Consider the following 13,767-nt stretch of genomic DNA (forward strand, 5'->3'; position numbering starts at 1 on the left):
TTAACGTCACGAAATTGAGTTTGCTGCAATGCAACAATATTATTGCAACGCAGCAAAAACTTCCCTATATACGGTTCAACCAATCTGCGGCGCCTATCATGCTGTTGATAGAGATCTCCAGAAGGACAGAGCTATGAATCAAGCCAGTGCCCATACCGCCGAGACTATCGAATTCCCGACTTTCGACGCGGCCAAGACCACCGATCAGTTCCGCGTTTTTGCTGAGCATAGCGCCGAGCAGTCCAAGCAGGCCTACGCCAAGTTCAAGTCCGGTGCAGAGACCGCGCAGAAGGCGATCGAATCGACCTTCGAAACCGCGCGTGAGGCCAGCACCGAACTCTCGCTGAAGTCTCTCGCTGCGGCTCGTGCCAATGCCGAGGCGGGCTTCGCTCATCTTGAGGCGCTGTTTGGCGCGCGCACCTTTTCCGAAGTGATCGAGCTTCAGACTTCGTTCGTCCGCAAGGCTGCGGAGCAGGCTGCTGTGCAGGCGAAGGAATTCCAGTCGCTGACCTCGAAAGCTGCGACCGACGTCTCCAAGCCGATCAAGGATGCTTTTGAGAGCAGCTTGTCGGAACTAAAGTTGGCCTGACACGTTCATGCGTAGGTTCTCGTGCGAGGCGGATCCTCCTCCCTCCAAATCGCAGTAAAAGACCGACAATCCCTCCCGTCGGTCTGCCATAGGAAAAAGGCCGGGTCCTCCTCCCCCCGGCCTTTTTTCATTTCTCAACAATCTTATCGCGGAACGGGCTTGATATCTGATCCGATAGACCGTATTAGCCCACCCAGCCATGAGGCTGCCTTGTGCGGTTGTAGCTCAGTTGGTTAGAGCGCCGGATTGTGGATCCGGAGGTCGCTGGTTCGAACCCAGCCAACCGTACCACCATTTACTTCCCCCAATTTAGTTCAGAACATACTGAGCCCCGGACAATGTCCGCGGACGTGCAGGCCCGCACTCATTGCATGCTTCGTGTCAGGTGATTCGGGGTGCCAGGTGAGCCGTGCTTAAAACAGGCTGCCCTGTCCGCCTGATTGCGGCTTTGTGGTCGGTTTTGCCTTCGGCTTGGGTGCCTGGCCGCCGCTGGCTATGACGGGCAATTTTCCATCGCTGAATTCGAGGGAAAGCTCCTGGCCGCGCGCGACGTTGTGGGCGCGGCGGATGATGTCGCCGTCCGTCGTTGTCACCAGAGCGAAGCCACGGTCGAGAATTGATTGATAAGAGACGCTCCTCAGCAATCGCGTCGCCTGTTCGAGCCGGCGTTGGCGTTCGCGCAGTTGTGTCTCGATCGGCTCGATCCGCAGACGGAGCACAGCCCGGTGCAGGCGCTCCTGCGTGCGTTCAAGGCGCCGGTCGAGGCACGCATCTCCCTGGCGAAGCAGGGTTGCCAAAGCTTGCTCATGCTGGAGCACCCGGCGTGACAGGGCCTCCGGCGAAATACGTGCAGCGTCGCGTGCAAAGCGTCGGCGTGCCTCGCTGACGCGGCGTTCCAGCATTGCTGGCGAAAGGCGAAGGCCACGCAATTGCAGGCGTTTTGCCTCCGTGCTCGCAACAAGCGCACGTTCAAGGCGGCTGCCAGCTTCATCAAAGCGCCTGCGTGGCAGAGCGAGAAGCTGGTCGGGTGAGGGGAGAGCGCGCGCGGCGGCGCGGACCAGTTGCCGCTTGCGGTCGATACAACGCGATACCGCGCCCTTGAGCCGGGCTGAAAGGCTGGCGAGCGTTGCTTCCAGCTCGGCCTTGACTGGCACCGCAAGTTCAGCAGCGCCGGTTGGTGTTGGCGCACGCACATCGGCGGCATGGTCGATCAACGTCCAGTCGGTCTCGTGTCCGACGGCGGAGATGACCGGGATGCTGGAGGCGGCGACGGCACGCACCACGGCCTCGTCATTGAAGCCCCACAGATCTTCGAGGCTACCGCCGCCGCGCGCAACGATTAGGACGTCCGGGCGCGGGATCTGACCGTGGGGATCGAAGGCATTGAACCCGGCAATTGCGTTGGAAACCTCCGCGCCGGTGGTGTCGCCCTGTACGCGCACCGGCCAGACGAGCACGTGCAGCGGGAATCGGTCGGAGATGCGGTGGATGATGTCGCGGATGACGGCACCCGTCGGCGAAGTCACGACCCCTACGACCATAGGCATGAATGGCAGCAGCTGCTTGCGGGCATCATCAAAGAGCCCCTCGGAGGCGAGCTTGCGCCGACGCTCCTCCAGAAGAGCCATCAACGCGCCTGCGCCTGCCGGCTCGAGATTGTCTATGACGATCTGGTATTTGGAAGAGCCCGGATAGGTGGTCAGCTTGCCGTGGGCAATGACTTCCATCCCTTCTTCGGGCTTGAACTTCAGCCGTGAGAAGCTGCCTTTCCAGATGACGGCTTCCAGCCGGGAGCGTTCGTCTTTCAGCGCGAAATAAGCATGGCCTGATGAGTGGGGACCGCGATAGCCGGAGATCTCGCCGCGCACGCGCACATTGCCGAAAGTATCCTCGACCGTGCGCTTGAGCGCGCCAGAAATCTCGGTGACGGTATATTCCGCCGCGTTGGTCGGCGACGAATCGGTGCCCGGAAAGAAATCGCTCATGCCGCGATTGGGCAGAGGGTGGCTGGCGAGGTCAAGTCACCATCCCGGCAATAGCTGGGCGGAACGCACACGTTTGGAGCGGCCATAGCCTGATCCGTGGAAGTCGATCTGGCCGGTCTCGTCCGCCTGCGGCAACGATATGTTGTCGAGGCTTTCGCTGATGTGCCGGGCAAGCGCATCGACGAGCTCCGGATGGCTGGAATGTCCGCGCATGATCCCGATGCGAACGTCAGGGAGGAGGCCAAATCCGTCCGCTTCACCCAGGACCCGCATTCCCGGGCGCAGGGCGCATTCCGGCAGGATCGACACCGCCTGGCCAGAAAGTACGGCGGCGATGATGACGGTTGCGGACCAGCTCGTGAAGAGGATGCGATAGTCACGCCCCATGGAATCGAGCATGTCGCAGGCTGCCCGCCGCCACATGCAGGTGGTACGCCCCACCGCGATCGGCAGCACCTCTTCCTTGTAGATGGAATGATTTGCGGACGTCACCCACAGAAGTGGTTCGCGCCGCACCACTTCAGACGTGCCGCGATCGCTGTCATGCGTGACAATCGCGATATCCAGCTGTCCTCGTTTGATCTGCTCCTGAAGATTGATCGTCGGCTCGCAGGTGACGGAAAGTTCCACTCGGGGATTGGAACGCGCAAATCGTGCCATGATTTCAGGAAGGAAGCGATCTGCGTAATCGTCCGGGGTCCCGATCCGGATGCTGCCTTCAAGGCTTGCATCATCAAAGGCGGCAAGCACTTCCCGGTTAAGGCGGATCAAGCGACGTGCATAGGTCAGCAGCCGCTCACCATTTTCGGTAAGTCGGTTGGTGCGGCCTTCCTTGACGAATAGCTCCTTGCCAATCCGCTCCTCGAGACGGCGCATCTGCATGGAGACGGCAGATTGTGTTCGATGAACCTCGTCGGCTGCTTTCGTAAAGCTGCCTGAATCGGCAATCGCGATGAAGGTCTGCAACTGGTCGAGATCGAGCGGCGCGGGCATCAGGGTGATCCATCATGAACGCTGATCCTAATTATTAAAAACATTCGTTGGATTAATCAATGGCGGCGTGGGATGCCTACGTCGCACAACTTCAGGCATTGAGGGCTCTTGATGACTGCGTGAGGACGCAGCGGGCCAGCCTGGCCACTTTTAAGGAGAAAGACGATGATTGCCCTGGAAACCGCCCCGAAGGTGGCCGTCGCCCCTGCGCGCTCGGTTACGACCGTGGAGCAGGTGATCAAAGGCCTGCGCGCCATGGTTCGCGCGCTGTTCAATCGTCGTCATCTGGCCGAGCTGAATGACATGACCGACCGTGAATTGCTCGACATTGGGTTGGTCAGGGGTGACCTGACCACGGTGATGCACATGCCGCTTCACGTCGACCCGACAACACAGCTGGGCAAGCTTGCGCAGGAGCGCAGCCAGATCATGTCGGCAGCAAGGCACGTCTGCTGACGAAGAACTAACGCAGGCATTGCTCCCAAGCCCGCCAATCCCCGTCGGTCGCCTGCGACCTGCCCGGCCGTCCAAAAAGGACTGCCGGGCTTTTTTGCCGCCTTATCGGCGCTTCATTCCCTGAAGGAACTGGTCAAAGATCGATCCGACATTCTTTTCGTAATCGTCTCGATTCTTGCGACCGCTTTCGAACATGTCGCCGAAAAGATCGTCATAAGGCGAGCGGGCGCGACCGCTTGGGTTCGGCTCGCGTGTCTGGGTTCTCTGGGTGGCTTCGCCTGTTTGCTGGCCACCGCCTCCAAGCATCCCTTCAAAAATCTTGCCGAGCGGGTTTTCACCGAACGGATTCTGCCCGGATTGCGGCTGCTGGCGCGATTGCGGCTGGCTGGCCGCGCCGCCACCGCCAAACATCCCTTCCAGGATCTTGCCAAGCGGATTGTCGAACGGGGATTGCTGTTGAGCGCTTGAGTCTGACGCCCGACCTTGGGGCTGGGCCGCACCGCCGCCACCCGTCTGTCGCATCATCTGCTCGATGATTTCCTGCAACGGGTTCCCTTGGCCACCGAAACCGGCCGCAGCCTGGGTCTGCCCCGTGCTCTGCTTGAAGAGGCCACCCATGATCATCGACGCGACGGCCGGCAGCATCTGTTTCAGGATCTCCTGGCCGATGCCGGTAGCCTGTGAGGCTTGAGCCGCCACGGCGCGAGACAGGTCTTTGGAACCGAACAGGTGGCCAAGGATACCATTGCCCTCAGCCACGCCCTGAGGTGAGAACGCATTCGCGGCGTCCTCAAAATATTTGGCATGCTGACCGGATGAAAGCGCCTGGAGGAAGGAGCCAAGCCCGCCCGGATCCGACGCGTTCCGCTTCAGTCCCTGACTAAAGGCGGGCAGCAATGCTTCCAGCGCATCCTGCGTCTGCTGTTGCGACAGGCCGAACTGACGTGCCATCTGTTCGATGGCCTTGCCGTTCTGCGCGCTGGTCAGCATGTCGAATAAAGACGACATGGCGTTCTCCCTCAGTTGTTGATGAAGGAGAAACTAGCGCATTCAGCAGTGCGTCAATAGGCATATTCCAGGAATGCAGGCTCGATAGATCCGCCCCAGCGTGTGTTGTAGGCGTTGATCATCTCCTCGGCGCTGGTGGTGCCGCGGGCGACGACCTCTTCGAGCGGAGCAAGAAAGCCGGTCTCGTCATAGCCTTCGCGGTTCTTGCGGCCTCGCGCGACAAGTCCCGCCCTCGAAATCTCCAGCACCTCGCGTGCCACTTCGCGCAGTGTTCCGTTGCGAAGCGTGGTGGAAAGTCCCTCAGTGGGTACCGCATCGCGCATCTGGATGATTTCTTCAAAGGTCCAGTCGCGGGTGAGCTCTTCCGCAGCATCCAGTGCTGCGTCGTCATAAAGGAGGCCGACCCAGAATGCGGGTAGCGCGCAGATGCGACGCCATGGTCCTCCATCTGCACCACGCATTTCGAGGAAGCGTTTGAGACGCACATCCGGGAACAGCGTCGACAGATGGTTTGCCCAATCGCCCATGGTCGGCAGCCCGTCCGGAATTTCGTCCTTGAGCGCGCCGTTCATGAACTGGCGGAACGTGACGTGCGTTGCGTCGAAATAGCGATCGTCGCGGATAAGAAAATACATCGGCACGTCGAGAGCCCACTCGACATAATCGGCGAAGCCGAAATCAGGCGACAGGAAAAACTGCTTGATGCCCGAACGTGCATTGTCGGTGTCGCGCCAGATGTCGCCGCGCCAGCTCTGAAGGCCGTTGGGCTTGCCCTCGGTGAAAGGCGAGCTGGCGAACAATGCGGTGGCGAGCGGCTGCAGCTTTAGCGATGTCTGCATTTTGCGGCGCATGTCCGTCTCAGACGAGAAGTCGAGATTCACCTGAATGGTGCAGGTGCGATACATCATGTCGAGACCCTGCGTGCCGACTTTCGGCATATAGGCTGTCATGATGTCATAACGCGATTTTGGCATGCGCGGCGTTTCGGCAAGTGTCCATTTCGGGCTGCCGCCAAGGCCAAGGAAGCGGATGCCGAGCGGATCCGCAATCTCGCGCAGCTGCGCCAGATGCGCATTGCTCTCGCGGCAGGTCTGGTGCAGCGTCTCGACCGGCGCACCGGAAAGCTCGAACTGGCCACCCGGCTCAAGGCTGATCGCGCCCTGACCCGTCGGCTCTACCAGGCCAATGATGTGACCGGCGTCGATGATGGGCTCCCAGCCAAGGACGCGCTGCATTCCTTCAAGGAGTGCGCGAATGCCCTTGTCCCCGCCATAGGGAACCGGGCTGTTGCCGTCGACGTAGAAGGGAAACTTCTCGTGCTCGGTCCCGATGCGCCATTCGTCTTTCGGTTTGCAGCCGAGCGAAATGTAGGACACGAGTTCGTCCTTGCTTTCAATCGGCCGAAAGTCGGTCGTGTCACGCGCCATTCCGTTCCCTCAACTTCTTCCTGCCGACGTCTGTGGCAGCGGGGCGAGTGTTGATCGCAAGAGTGCCCCGCGATCAAGTGAAAAATCCTGACTGTTAGATGACAGGATGGTGAGCATTAGCGCCAGTCTCCCAACGTTGCCTGAACGACAGCCATCGCGGCAACAGCGGCCGTATCGGCGCGAAGGATGCGAGGACCGAGCGGGATCGCAGTCACGAAGGGCAGCCCTGAGAGCATCCGGCGCTCTTCATCAGAAAAGCCGCCTTCCGGTCCTACGAGCAGTCCGAGCTTCGTTTCCGTAATCGTCTGCAGGATCGGGAGCGGGTTGTCGCCGGCGGCGCTTTCATCGCAGAAAATCAGCCGCCGCTCCTTGTCCCACTCCGAAAGGAGGCGTTCGAGTTTGACGGGTTGCCGGACTGAAGGCACGGCCAGGACGCCGCATTGTTCAGCCGCCTCGATCACGTTGGCCTGGTATTTTTCAACAGCTACCTTAGGCGCTTGCGTGTGCTGCGTGAGGGTTGGTTGCAAAATTCCGGCCCCCATTTCGACAGCCTTTTGCACAAGGTAGTCGAGGCGTCCGACCTTTAGCGGCGCGAAGGCGTATACCATGTCTGGCGTCGCGGGTTGTTCGCGGGTCTGCTCCACGATCTCAAGCTGGACGGCTTTTTTGCCAATGGATTTCACACTGGCGGTCCACTCGCCGTCGCGGCCGTTAAATACAAGCAGTTGCGCGCCTTCCGCCATGCGCAGGACATGGGCGAGATAATGGCTCTGGCCCCTGTCCGTCTCGAACAGGGTACCGGCTGCCAGATCATGCGGTACGAAGAGCCGCTGTAGACGATAATTTGCACGCATATTTCGCGTGATGGGTGATCGCGAAGCGGCGGTCAAGTCGTCCAAAGGTGCCGCTCAGGCAATCCACCTTGGCAAGTAGCCCGAGCAAAGCGCGCCGATAGTGGCGATCGGTGTGATCAAGGACGCGGTTTCTGGCAAGGCAACTGGTGCGCCATAACCTGAAAAACTCCACGGTAAAGCACGACCGGAACGTAGCGCATAAGGTTGTCCGTCCGCGCAAATCATCGCCCCGTCAGGCAGCGCAGCTATGGAAGTGGCGTCCAGCTTCAAATGAGCTGCTTCGGGAATCATGCGTTGACGGTGAAGCATCGCGTCCATCTGCGGAGCAGTGGCGACTTCGTCGAACTCGCTAGAGAACGCGCAGGCAAAAGCGATGGCGTCATCGCGGCGACAATAGAAGCAGGGACGGTGGCCGGCTGCGAGCGCGGTAATTTCATCAAGGAAGAACAACTCGGTCCAACCGGCGCGGGAGTTTTTGCCATTGCGGCCCATTGGTTCGCGTAAAAGACCGCGCGGATGTTGCAGGGAGCAAATGATCCAGGCTTTCGTAGTCCATCTGCGTTTCAATAAAGTCTTGCTGGTCGGGCTGTGGATCACACCGCGATTGCCGGTGAACAGACCACGTTCCGGGGTCGCGTGGATTTCCCCGAACGGATCGACGCGATTTTGCAGTGGCACAGGCCATCTCCCTTTCTGTCCCGCACGGGCCATGCTATCGCTCAGCGCGCTTTTGGCCACCTTATGAACGAGGCTATGATGCGTGTCCTTGTTATCCAGAACTTTGACGGAACCGAACTTGGTCTTCTCGGGACCGCCCTGGATGAAGCGAATGCCACTATTGAAACGGTGCGTCCGTATCTGGGCGAGGCACTCCCGAAAGGTGCGTCTTCGCACGATGCGCTGATCGTGCTTGGCGGGGGCCAGAATGCACTCGCTGATGACACGCATCCCTATTTTCCCGAGCTGATGGCGCTGATGCGCTCCTTCACGGCTGCAGGGCGTTCGGTGTTGGGAATTTGCCTTGGCTGTCAGTTGCTGGCGCGTGCGCAGGGAGCAGAGAATATCATCGGCGGCGCGACCGAGTTCGGCTGGCAAAACGTTGAGTTGAACGATGACGGTGAGGCCGATCCGTTCTTCAAGGGCGTTGATCCATCGTTCCCGATCTTCCAGTGGCATGACGACACATTCATCCTGCCGCGCGGTGCGGTGCGTCTGGCGGGCAGCATAAAGGTTCATAACCAGGCATTCCGTCTTGGTCGCGCCACATACGGCGTCCAGTTTCACTTCGAAGCGGACCGCAAGGTCGTGGAGCGGTGGAACACCGAGTTTGCCGACTGGATTGCGGAGCGGCAGCCGGATTGGACCACCCGCCATCCAAGGGAAGCGGAACGTTACGGCGCCGTTGCCGACGCGATCGGGCTCAAGATCGCACGGAACTGGGTCTCCACCATTAGGCGGGCACAATCCCGGTAACCAAAAAGCCTCCGCGATATTGACTCACATTCGACGGGTTACTATCTCTTGAGGCATGTTAGCACTCACCGAGGGAGAGTGCTAATAACCATCGGTCAACGCCGATGGCATGGAACCCTTTCAATCCTATTTAGGGACACAAGAGAGATGGCACAGCTTAATTTCCGCCCGCTCCACGACCGCGTGGTTGTTCGTCGGGTTGAGTCCGAGGAAAAGACTTCCGGCGGCATCATCATTCCGGACACTGCCAAGGAAAAGCCGCAGGAAGGCGAAGTCGTCGCTGTCGGTTCGGGCGCTCGTGACGAGAGCGGCAAGCTGGTTGCGCTGGATGTCAAGGCTGGCGATCGCGTCCTGTTCGGCAAGTGGTCGGGCACGGAAGTCAAGCTCAATGGTCAGGACCTTCTGATTATGAAGGAATCCGACATCATGGGCATCATCGGCTGATTTCAGGCCGACCCGGAACTTTCAATTTCCACTTCCGGCAGTTCGACCTTTGAACGGCCGTGAAAACAGGAGCTGAACATGGCTGCTAAAGAAGTACGTTTCTCCCGTGATGCCCGCGAGCGTATGCTGCGTGGCGTCAACATCCTTGCAGACGCTGTCAAGGTAACGCTCGGCCCGAAGGGTCGCAACGTCGTCATCGACAAGTCCTTCGGCGCTCCGCGCATCACCAAGGACGGTGTTTCCGTCGCCAAGGAAATCGAGCTTGAGGACAAGTTCGAGAACATGGGTGCCCAGCTGGTCCGCGAAGTTGCTTCGAAGACCAACGACCTTGCTGGTGACGGCACCACCACCGCTACCGTTCTGGCCCAGGCAATCGTTCAGGAAGGCCACAAGGCTGTTGCCGCTGGCATGAACCCGATGGACCTGAAGCGCGGTATCGACCTCGCAGTTGCTGACGTCGTCAAGCAGCTCGCTGCTGCCACGAAGAAGATCAACACCTCGGAAGAGGTTGCTCAGGTCGGCACCATCTCGGCTAACGGCGAGAAGGAAATCGGCGAGATGATCGCCCACGCCATGCAGAAGGTCGGCAACGAGGGTGTCATCACCGTCGAGGAGGCCAAGACTGCTGAGACCGAGCTGGAAGTCGTCGAAGGCATGCAGTTCGACCGCGGCTACCTGTCGCCGTACTTCGTCACCAACCCGGACAAGATGATTGCCGAGCTGGAAGACGCCTACATCCTGCTCCACGAGAAGAAGCTCTCGAACCTTCAGGCGATGCTGCCGGTCCTCGAAGCTGTCGTTCAGACCTCGAAGCCGCTCGTCATCATCGCTGAGGACGTCGAAGGCGAAGCTCTTGCTACGCTCGTCGTCAACAAGCTGCGTGGCGGCCTCAAGATCGCTGCCGTCAAGGCTCCGGGCTTCGGCGACCGCCGCAAGGCAATGCTTGAGGACATCGCGATCCTGACCGGCGGTCAGGTCATCTCGGAAGACCTCGGCATCAAGCTCGAGAACGTTGGCCTCGAGATGCTCGGCCGCGCGAAGAAGGTGCAGATCTCCAAGGAGACCACCACCATCGTCGACGGTGCTGGCCAGAAGGCAGAGATCGAAGGCCGCGTCGCCCAGATCAAGCAGCAGATCGAAGAGACCACTTCGGACTACGACCGTGAGAAGCTCCAGGAGCGTCTTGCCAAGCTCGCAGGCGGCGTTGCCGTCATCCGCGTTGGCGGTGCGACTGAGGTTGAAGTCAAGGAGAAGAAGGACCGCGTCGACGACGCTCTCAACGCAACTCGCGCTGCTGTTGAAGAGGGTATCGTTCCTGGCGGTGGCACCGCGCTGCTGCGCGCTTCGGCCAACCTCACCGTCAAGGGCGTCAACGCTGACCAGGACGCTGGCGTCAACATCGTCCGTCGCGCTCTGCAGGCTCCGGCTCGCCAGATCGCAACGAACGCTGGCGACGAAGCTTCGGTCGTTGTTGGCAAGATCCTCGAAAACGCTTCGACCACCTACGGCTATAACGCGCAGACCGGTGAGTTCGGCGACATGATCGCCAACGGTATCGTCGACCCGACCAAGGTCGTCCGCACCGCTCTGCAGGACGCAGCTTCGGTTGCTGGTCTGCTGGTGACCACCGAGGCCATGATCGCTGAGGCTCCGAAGAAGGAGTCGGCTGCTCCGGCAATGCCGGGCGGCATGGGCGGTATGGGCGGCATGGACTTCTAAGAAGTCCATAAAGCTCGCCCATCACCTTGATGCTCAGGCCCTTTGCGGGCTTGAGTGGCGGCATGGACTTCCAAGAAGTCCGGCTACCAGGCTTTCAATGAAGGGCGGCAGCGATGCCGCCCTTTCTTTTTGTCTCGCGCAACCAATGCCAAGGCTGCTCGTTTACTGACGTAAATCACGCGCGGTCATGCGAAAAGGAACCAGCGAGATGGTGAATAAGGATCAGGTCAAGGGGGTAGCCAAGCAGGCCAAGGGCGCTGTCAAGGAAGCGGCAGGCAAGGTCACCGGGTCAGAAAAGATGGAAGCCGAGGGCAAAATCGAAAAAGCCGGCGGCAAGGTCCAGAAGAGCTTCGGCGACGCAAAGGATAAGGTCAAGAAGGCGCTCTAAGCGCACTATCAGGCAACACACACTCAAGGAGCAGCCTCGGCTGCTCCTTTTTCGATTCCGTGGTATCGTTGGGAGATGCGGCACCTAGGGGGAGGGCGCGCTTTGAACTTGTCAGATTGTTTCCGACACTTCGGGGCTAAGGGGCGTAACGCAAGGTGGAGTTGGTCTGCCCGAAGCGAAGACGGTCGTGTGATTGTGATCACCCTATGGAAAGATCGGGTCTCCGTCGTAGATGGCAACGTGATTTACAATGACGTCGACGTTGATACGTCGGCGTGGGTCCACCGCCCTGGCAATCGCGAGCGATTGGAGAACCTGTGTTGGGCTCGCGACAATTGTGATGGATTTTTCCGGGCGGTTGTGGTCGTTGCGGAGAACATTAAAGCTCAGCCTCGCCGCATTGTGCAATGCTATCCGCAGCCGAACTGGAACATGCGGATTCTTGATCTGAATGAAGGCACCGGTGGATTTCGCGCCGTGCACATTCGATGAGCCGTACGGGCGTCGGGCATGTCCGTTAGGTATCTACGATTTTTGACTCGACCCTAATTGGCTTGGCGATCTCGGCTTTCACGTCAGCAACTTTGTTGCCGGGAACGTCGGAAGCCGTTCTGGCTGCGATGCAGGTGGCGGGTGTTGCCACACCACTGACGCTGTTGGCTGTTGCCAGCATCGCCAATGTCATTGGCTCCTGCGTCAACTGGGCGTTGGGGCGGTACCTTTCTCATTTTGCGGACCGCAAATGGTTTCCGATCTCGCCGCAGCAGATGGAAAAGGCGAGCGCGTGGTACGCGCGGTTCGGCTGGCCGAGCCTGCTTTTTTCCTGGGTGCCGGTCGTCGGCGATCCGCTGACGGTCGTGGCCGGGTTGCTGCGCACGCGATTTGTCGTCTTCGTGATCGTGGTAGCCATGGCGAAGACGGCGCGTTATGCAGCTATTCTATGGTTGATCGACCTGATCTGACCAAAAATGAATCTGCCGGCCTCGCCAGCCAACGGACGAGCAAGCCACGGACGGCTCTGAACTGGAGACCGACATGAGCAGTACCCGCACAGAAACCGACACGTTTGGCCCCATCGAAGTTGCCTCTGACCGCTATTGGGGCGCACAGGCGCAGCGTTCGTTGGGCAATTTCAAGATTGGCTGGGAAAAGCAGCCACAGCCGATTATCCGGGCGCTCGGGATCGTCAAGCGAGCAGCTGCAGAAGCGAATCATGAGCTTGGCAAACTTGATCCGGGACTGGCCGATACGATCATTGCCGCGGCCCAGGAGGTGATCGATGGTCGCCTGGATCAACATTTTCCCCTCGTTGTCTGGCAGACCGGATCAGGCACGCAGTCGAACATGAATGCAAATGAGGTGATCTCGAACCGTGCGATCGAAATGCTCGGCGGAGCAATGGGCTCAAAGAAGCCGGTCCATCCAAACGACCACGTCAATATGAGCCAATCGTCGAACGACACCTATCCTACTGCGATGCACGTCGCATGCGCGGAAGAAATCGTTCACAGGCTGATGCCCGCGCTGAGGCAATTGCATGCGGCGCTGGATGAAAAGGCGAGAGCGTGGGATCACATCATCAAGATTGGCCGCACCCATACGCAGGATGCGACCCCGCTTACACTTGGTCAGGAGTTTTCTGGCTACGCGATGCAGGTTGCGAACGGGATCGCCCGGCTGGAGGCGACACTGCCCGGTCTGATGGAACTGGCGCAGGGCGGCACTGCAGTTGGTACCGGCCTCAACGCGCCAATCGGCTTTGCGGAGAAAGTTGCAGAAAAGATCGCTGACATTACCGGGCTGCCCTTCACCACGGCACCCAACAAATTTGAAGCACTGGCCGCGCATGATGCGATGGTGTTCTCGCATGGCGCGATAAATTCGCTTGCGGCCTCGCTGTTCAAGATCGCGAACGATATTCGGTTCCTCGGCTCCGGCCCGCGCGCGGGGCTGGGGGAATTGGCTCTGCCGGAAAACGAACCGGGTTCCTCCATCATGCCAGGCAAGGTGAACCCGACGCAATGCGAGGCGCTGACCCAGGTCTGCGTTCAGATCTTCGGCAACAACGCGGCAATCAGCTTTGCCGGCAGTCAGGGCCATTTCGAGCTCAATGTCTACAACCCGGTGATGGCTTACAACTTCCTCCAGTCAGTGCGCCTGATGGCGGATGCCGGAGTCTCCTTCACGGAAAATTGCGTTGTCGGTATCGAGCCGCGTGAAGACAACATTCGCGCAGCGGTTGAGCGATCGCTCATGCTGGTGACAGCTCTGGCACCGCGAATTGGGTACGATAATGCGGCGATGATCGCCAAGAATGCGCATCGGAACGGCACGACGCTGCGGGAAGAAGCGCTGGCAACGGGCCTGGTGAGCGAGGAAGAGTATGAGCAGCTCGTACGTCCGGAGGCGATGACCCGGCCGGGGTGATGAC

The 13,767-nt window shown here is 59.6% G+C and carries 14 protein-coding genes and 1 tRNA gene; 9 read left to right on the forward strand and 6 right to left on the reverse strand.

What is annotated here, in order from left to right; all coding sequences use genetic code 11:
• Positions 1-133 precede the first annotated feature (133 nt).
• Together IOD40_RS10585 and IOD40_RS10590 are read left to right on the forward strand one after the other, a co-directional pair.
• Positions 134-589, forward strand: coding sequence for a phasin (locus tag IOD40_RS10585; protein WP_198476514.1), 456 nt, complete (start codon positions 134-136; stop codon positions 587-589).
• A 214-nt stretch (positions 590-803) separates the two neighbouring features.
• Positions 804-880, forward strand: a tRNA-His gene (locus tag IOD40_RS10590).
• 122 nt (positions 881-1,002) lie between these two features.
• On the opposite strand, the gene xseA is transcribed toward IOD40_RS10590, so the two are convergent.
• Positions 1,003-2,574 (reverse strand): exodeoxyribonuclease VII large subunit, encoded by a 1,572-nt coding sequence (xseA, locus tag IOD40_RS10595; protein ID WP_198476515.1) that lies wholly within the window; start codon positions 2,572-2,574, stop codon positions 1,003-1,005.
• A 36-nt stretch (positions 2,575-2,610) separates the two neighbouring features.
• The gene (locus tag IOD40_RS10600) at positions 2,611-3,567 is read right to left on the reverse strand and encodes a LysR substrate-binding domain-containing protein (RefSeq protein ID WP_198476516.1); all 957 of its coding nucleotides are present in this window, start codon (positions 3,565-3,567) and stop codon (positions 2,611-2,613) included.
• A 165-nt stretch (positions 3,568-3,732) separates the two neighbouring features.
• Here IOD40_RS10600 and IOD40_RS10605 point away from each other — a divergent pair, with 165 nt between their 5' ends.
• A complete protein-coding gene (locus tag IOD40_RS10605) occupies positions 3,733-4,023 on the forward strand; it encodes a DUF1127 domain-containing protein (RefSeq protein WP_198476517.1) in 291 nt (96 codons plus the stop codon).
• A 102-nt stretch (positions 4,024-4,125) separates the two neighbouring features.
• On the opposite strand, the gene IOD40_RS10610 is transcribed toward IOD40_RS10605, so the two are convergent.
• From IOD40_RS10610 to IOD40_RS10625, 4 genes are all read right to left on the reverse strand, one after another.
• Positions 4,126-5,031: a DUF937 domain-containing protein gene (locus tag IOD40_RS10610; protein ID WP_198476518.1), complete on the reverse strand. Its 906-nt coding sequence runs from the start codon at positions 5,029-5,031 to the stop codon at positions 4,126-4,128.
• 53 nt (positions 5,032-5,084) lie between these two features.
• Entirely contained in the window at positions 5,085-6,458 is a 1,374-nt protein-coding gene (locus tag IOD40_RS10615; RefSeq protein ID WP_198476519.1) for a glutamate--cysteine ligase, read from the reverse strand.
• A gap of 116 nt (positions 6,459-6,574) precedes the next feature.
• Positions 6,575-7,312: a 16S rRNA (uracil(1498)-N(3))-methyltransferase gene (locus IOD40_RS10620; protein WP_198476520.1), complete on the reverse strand. Its 738-nt coding sequence runs from the start codon at positions 7,310-7,312 to the stop codon at positions 6,575-6,577.
• Between the two features lie 54 nt (positions 7,313-7,366).
• Positions 7,367-8,023, reverse strand: coding sequence for a hypothetical protein (locus IOD40_RS10625; protein ID WP_210336861.1), 657 nt, complete (start codon positions 8,021-8,023; stop codon positions 7,367-7,369).
• Between the two features lie 45 nt (positions 8,024-8,068).
• On the opposite strand from IOD40_RS10625, the gene IOD40_RS10630 reads away from it, so the two are divergent.
• From IOD40_RS10630 to fumC, 6 genes are all read left to right on the forward strand, one after another.
• Complete coding sequence (locus tag IOD40_RS10630) at positions 8,069-8,785, forward strand: type 1 glutamine amidotransferase (protein WP_198476521.1); 717 nt, start codon at positions 8,069-8,071, stop codon at positions 8,783-8,785.
• Positions 8,786-8,932: 147 nt separating this feature from the next.
• The gene (gene groES, locus IOD40_RS10635; protein WP_198476522.1) at positions 8,933-9,229 is read left to right on the forward strand and encodes a co-chaperone GroES; all 297 of its coding nucleotides are present in this window, start codon (positions 8,933-8,935) and stop codon (positions 9,227-9,229) included.
• Between the two features lie 78 nt (positions 9,230-9,307).
• Positions 9,308-10,948 carry a chaperonin GroEL gene (gene groL, locus IOD40_RS10640; RefSeq protein ID WP_198476523.1) on the forward strand — a complete coding sequence of 547 codons (1,641 nt, stop codon included), beginning with the start codon at positions 9,308-9,310 and terminating at the stop codon, positions 10,946-10,948.
• A 208-nt stretch (positions 10,949-11,156) separates the two neighbouring features.
• Positions 11,157-11,336, forward strand: a complete 180-nt coding sequence (locus IOD40_RS10645; RefSeq protein WP_198476524.1) for a CsbD family protein — start codon at positions 11,157-11,159, stop codon at positions 11,334-11,336.
• 587 nt (positions 11,337-11,923) lie between these two features.
• Positions 11,924-12,298, forward strand: a complete 375-nt coding sequence (locus IOD40_RS10650) for a YqaA family protein (RefSeq protein ID WP_233713938.1) — start codon at positions 11,924-11,926, stop codon at positions 12,296-12,298.
• Between the two features lie 73 nt (positions 12,299-12,371).
• Positions 12,372-13,763, forward strand: coding sequence for a class II fumarate hydratase (fumC, locus tag IOD40_RS10655; RefSeq protein WP_198476525.1), 1,392 nt, complete (start codon positions 12,372-12,374; stop codon positions 13,761-13,763).
• Positions 13,764-13,767 lie beyond the last annotated feature (4 nt).

Origin of the sequence: Aquamicrobium zhengzhouense, from assembly GCF_016124105.1 — a bacterium.
Taxonomy (GTDB): Bacteria; Pseudomonadota; Alphaproteobacteria; order Rhizobiales; family Rhizobiaceae; genus Aerobium; species Aerobium zhengzhouense.

Bases quoted from the DNA above. Each gene is read 5' to 3' on its own strand.
- IOD40_RS10585 (WP_198476514.1), top strand. From the start codon at position 134: ATGAATCAAGCCAGTGCCCATACCGCCGAGACTATCGAATTCCCGACT.
- xseA (WP_198476515.1), bottom strand. From the start codon at position 2,574: ATGAGCGATTTCTTTCCGGGCACCGATTCGTCGCCGACCAACGCGGCG.
- IOD40_RS10600 (WP_198476516.1), bottom strand. From the start codon at position 3,567: ATGCCCGCGCCGCTCGATCTCGACCAGTTGCAGACCTTCATCGCGATT.
- IOD40_RS10605 (WP_198476517.1), top strand. From the start codon at position 3,733: ATGATTGCCCTGGAAACCGCCCCGAAGGTGGCCGTCGCCCCTGCGCGC.
- IOD40_RS10610 (WP_198476518.1), bottom strand. From the start codon at position 5,031: ATGTCGTCTTTATTCGACATGCTGACCAGCGCGCAGAACGGCAAGGCC.
- IOD40_RS10615 (WP_198476519.1), bottom strand. From the start codon at position 6,458: ATGGCGCGTGACACGACCGACTTTCGGCCGATTGAAAGCAAGGACGAA.
- IOD40_RS10620 (WP_198476520.1), bottom strand. From the start codon at position 7,312: ATGCGTGCAAATTATCGTCTACAGCGGCTCTTCGTACCGCATGATCTG.
- IOD40_RS10625 (WP_210336861.1), bottom strand. From the start codon at position 8,023: ATGGCCCGTGCGGGACAGAAAGGGAGATGGCCTGTGCCACTGCAAAAT.
- IOD40_RS10630 (WP_198476521.1), top strand. From the start codon at position 8,069: ATGCGTGTCCTTGTTATCCAGAACTTTGACGGAACCGAACTTGGTCTT.
- groES (WP_198476522.1), top strand. From the start codon at position 8,933: ATGGCACAGCTTAATTTCCGCCCGCTCCACGACCGCGTGGTTGTTCGT.
- groL (WP_198476523.1), top strand. From the start codon at position 9,308: ATGGCTGCTAAAGAAGTACGTTTCTCCCGTGATGCCCGCGAGCGTATG.
- IOD40_RS10645 (WP_198476524.1), top strand. From the start codon at position 11,157: ATGGTGAATAAGGATCAGGTCAAGGGGGTAGCCAAGCAGGCCAAGGGC.
- fumC (WP_198476525.1), top strand. From the start codon at position 12,372: ATGAGCAGTACCCGCACAGAAACCGACACGTTTGGCCCCATCGAAGTT.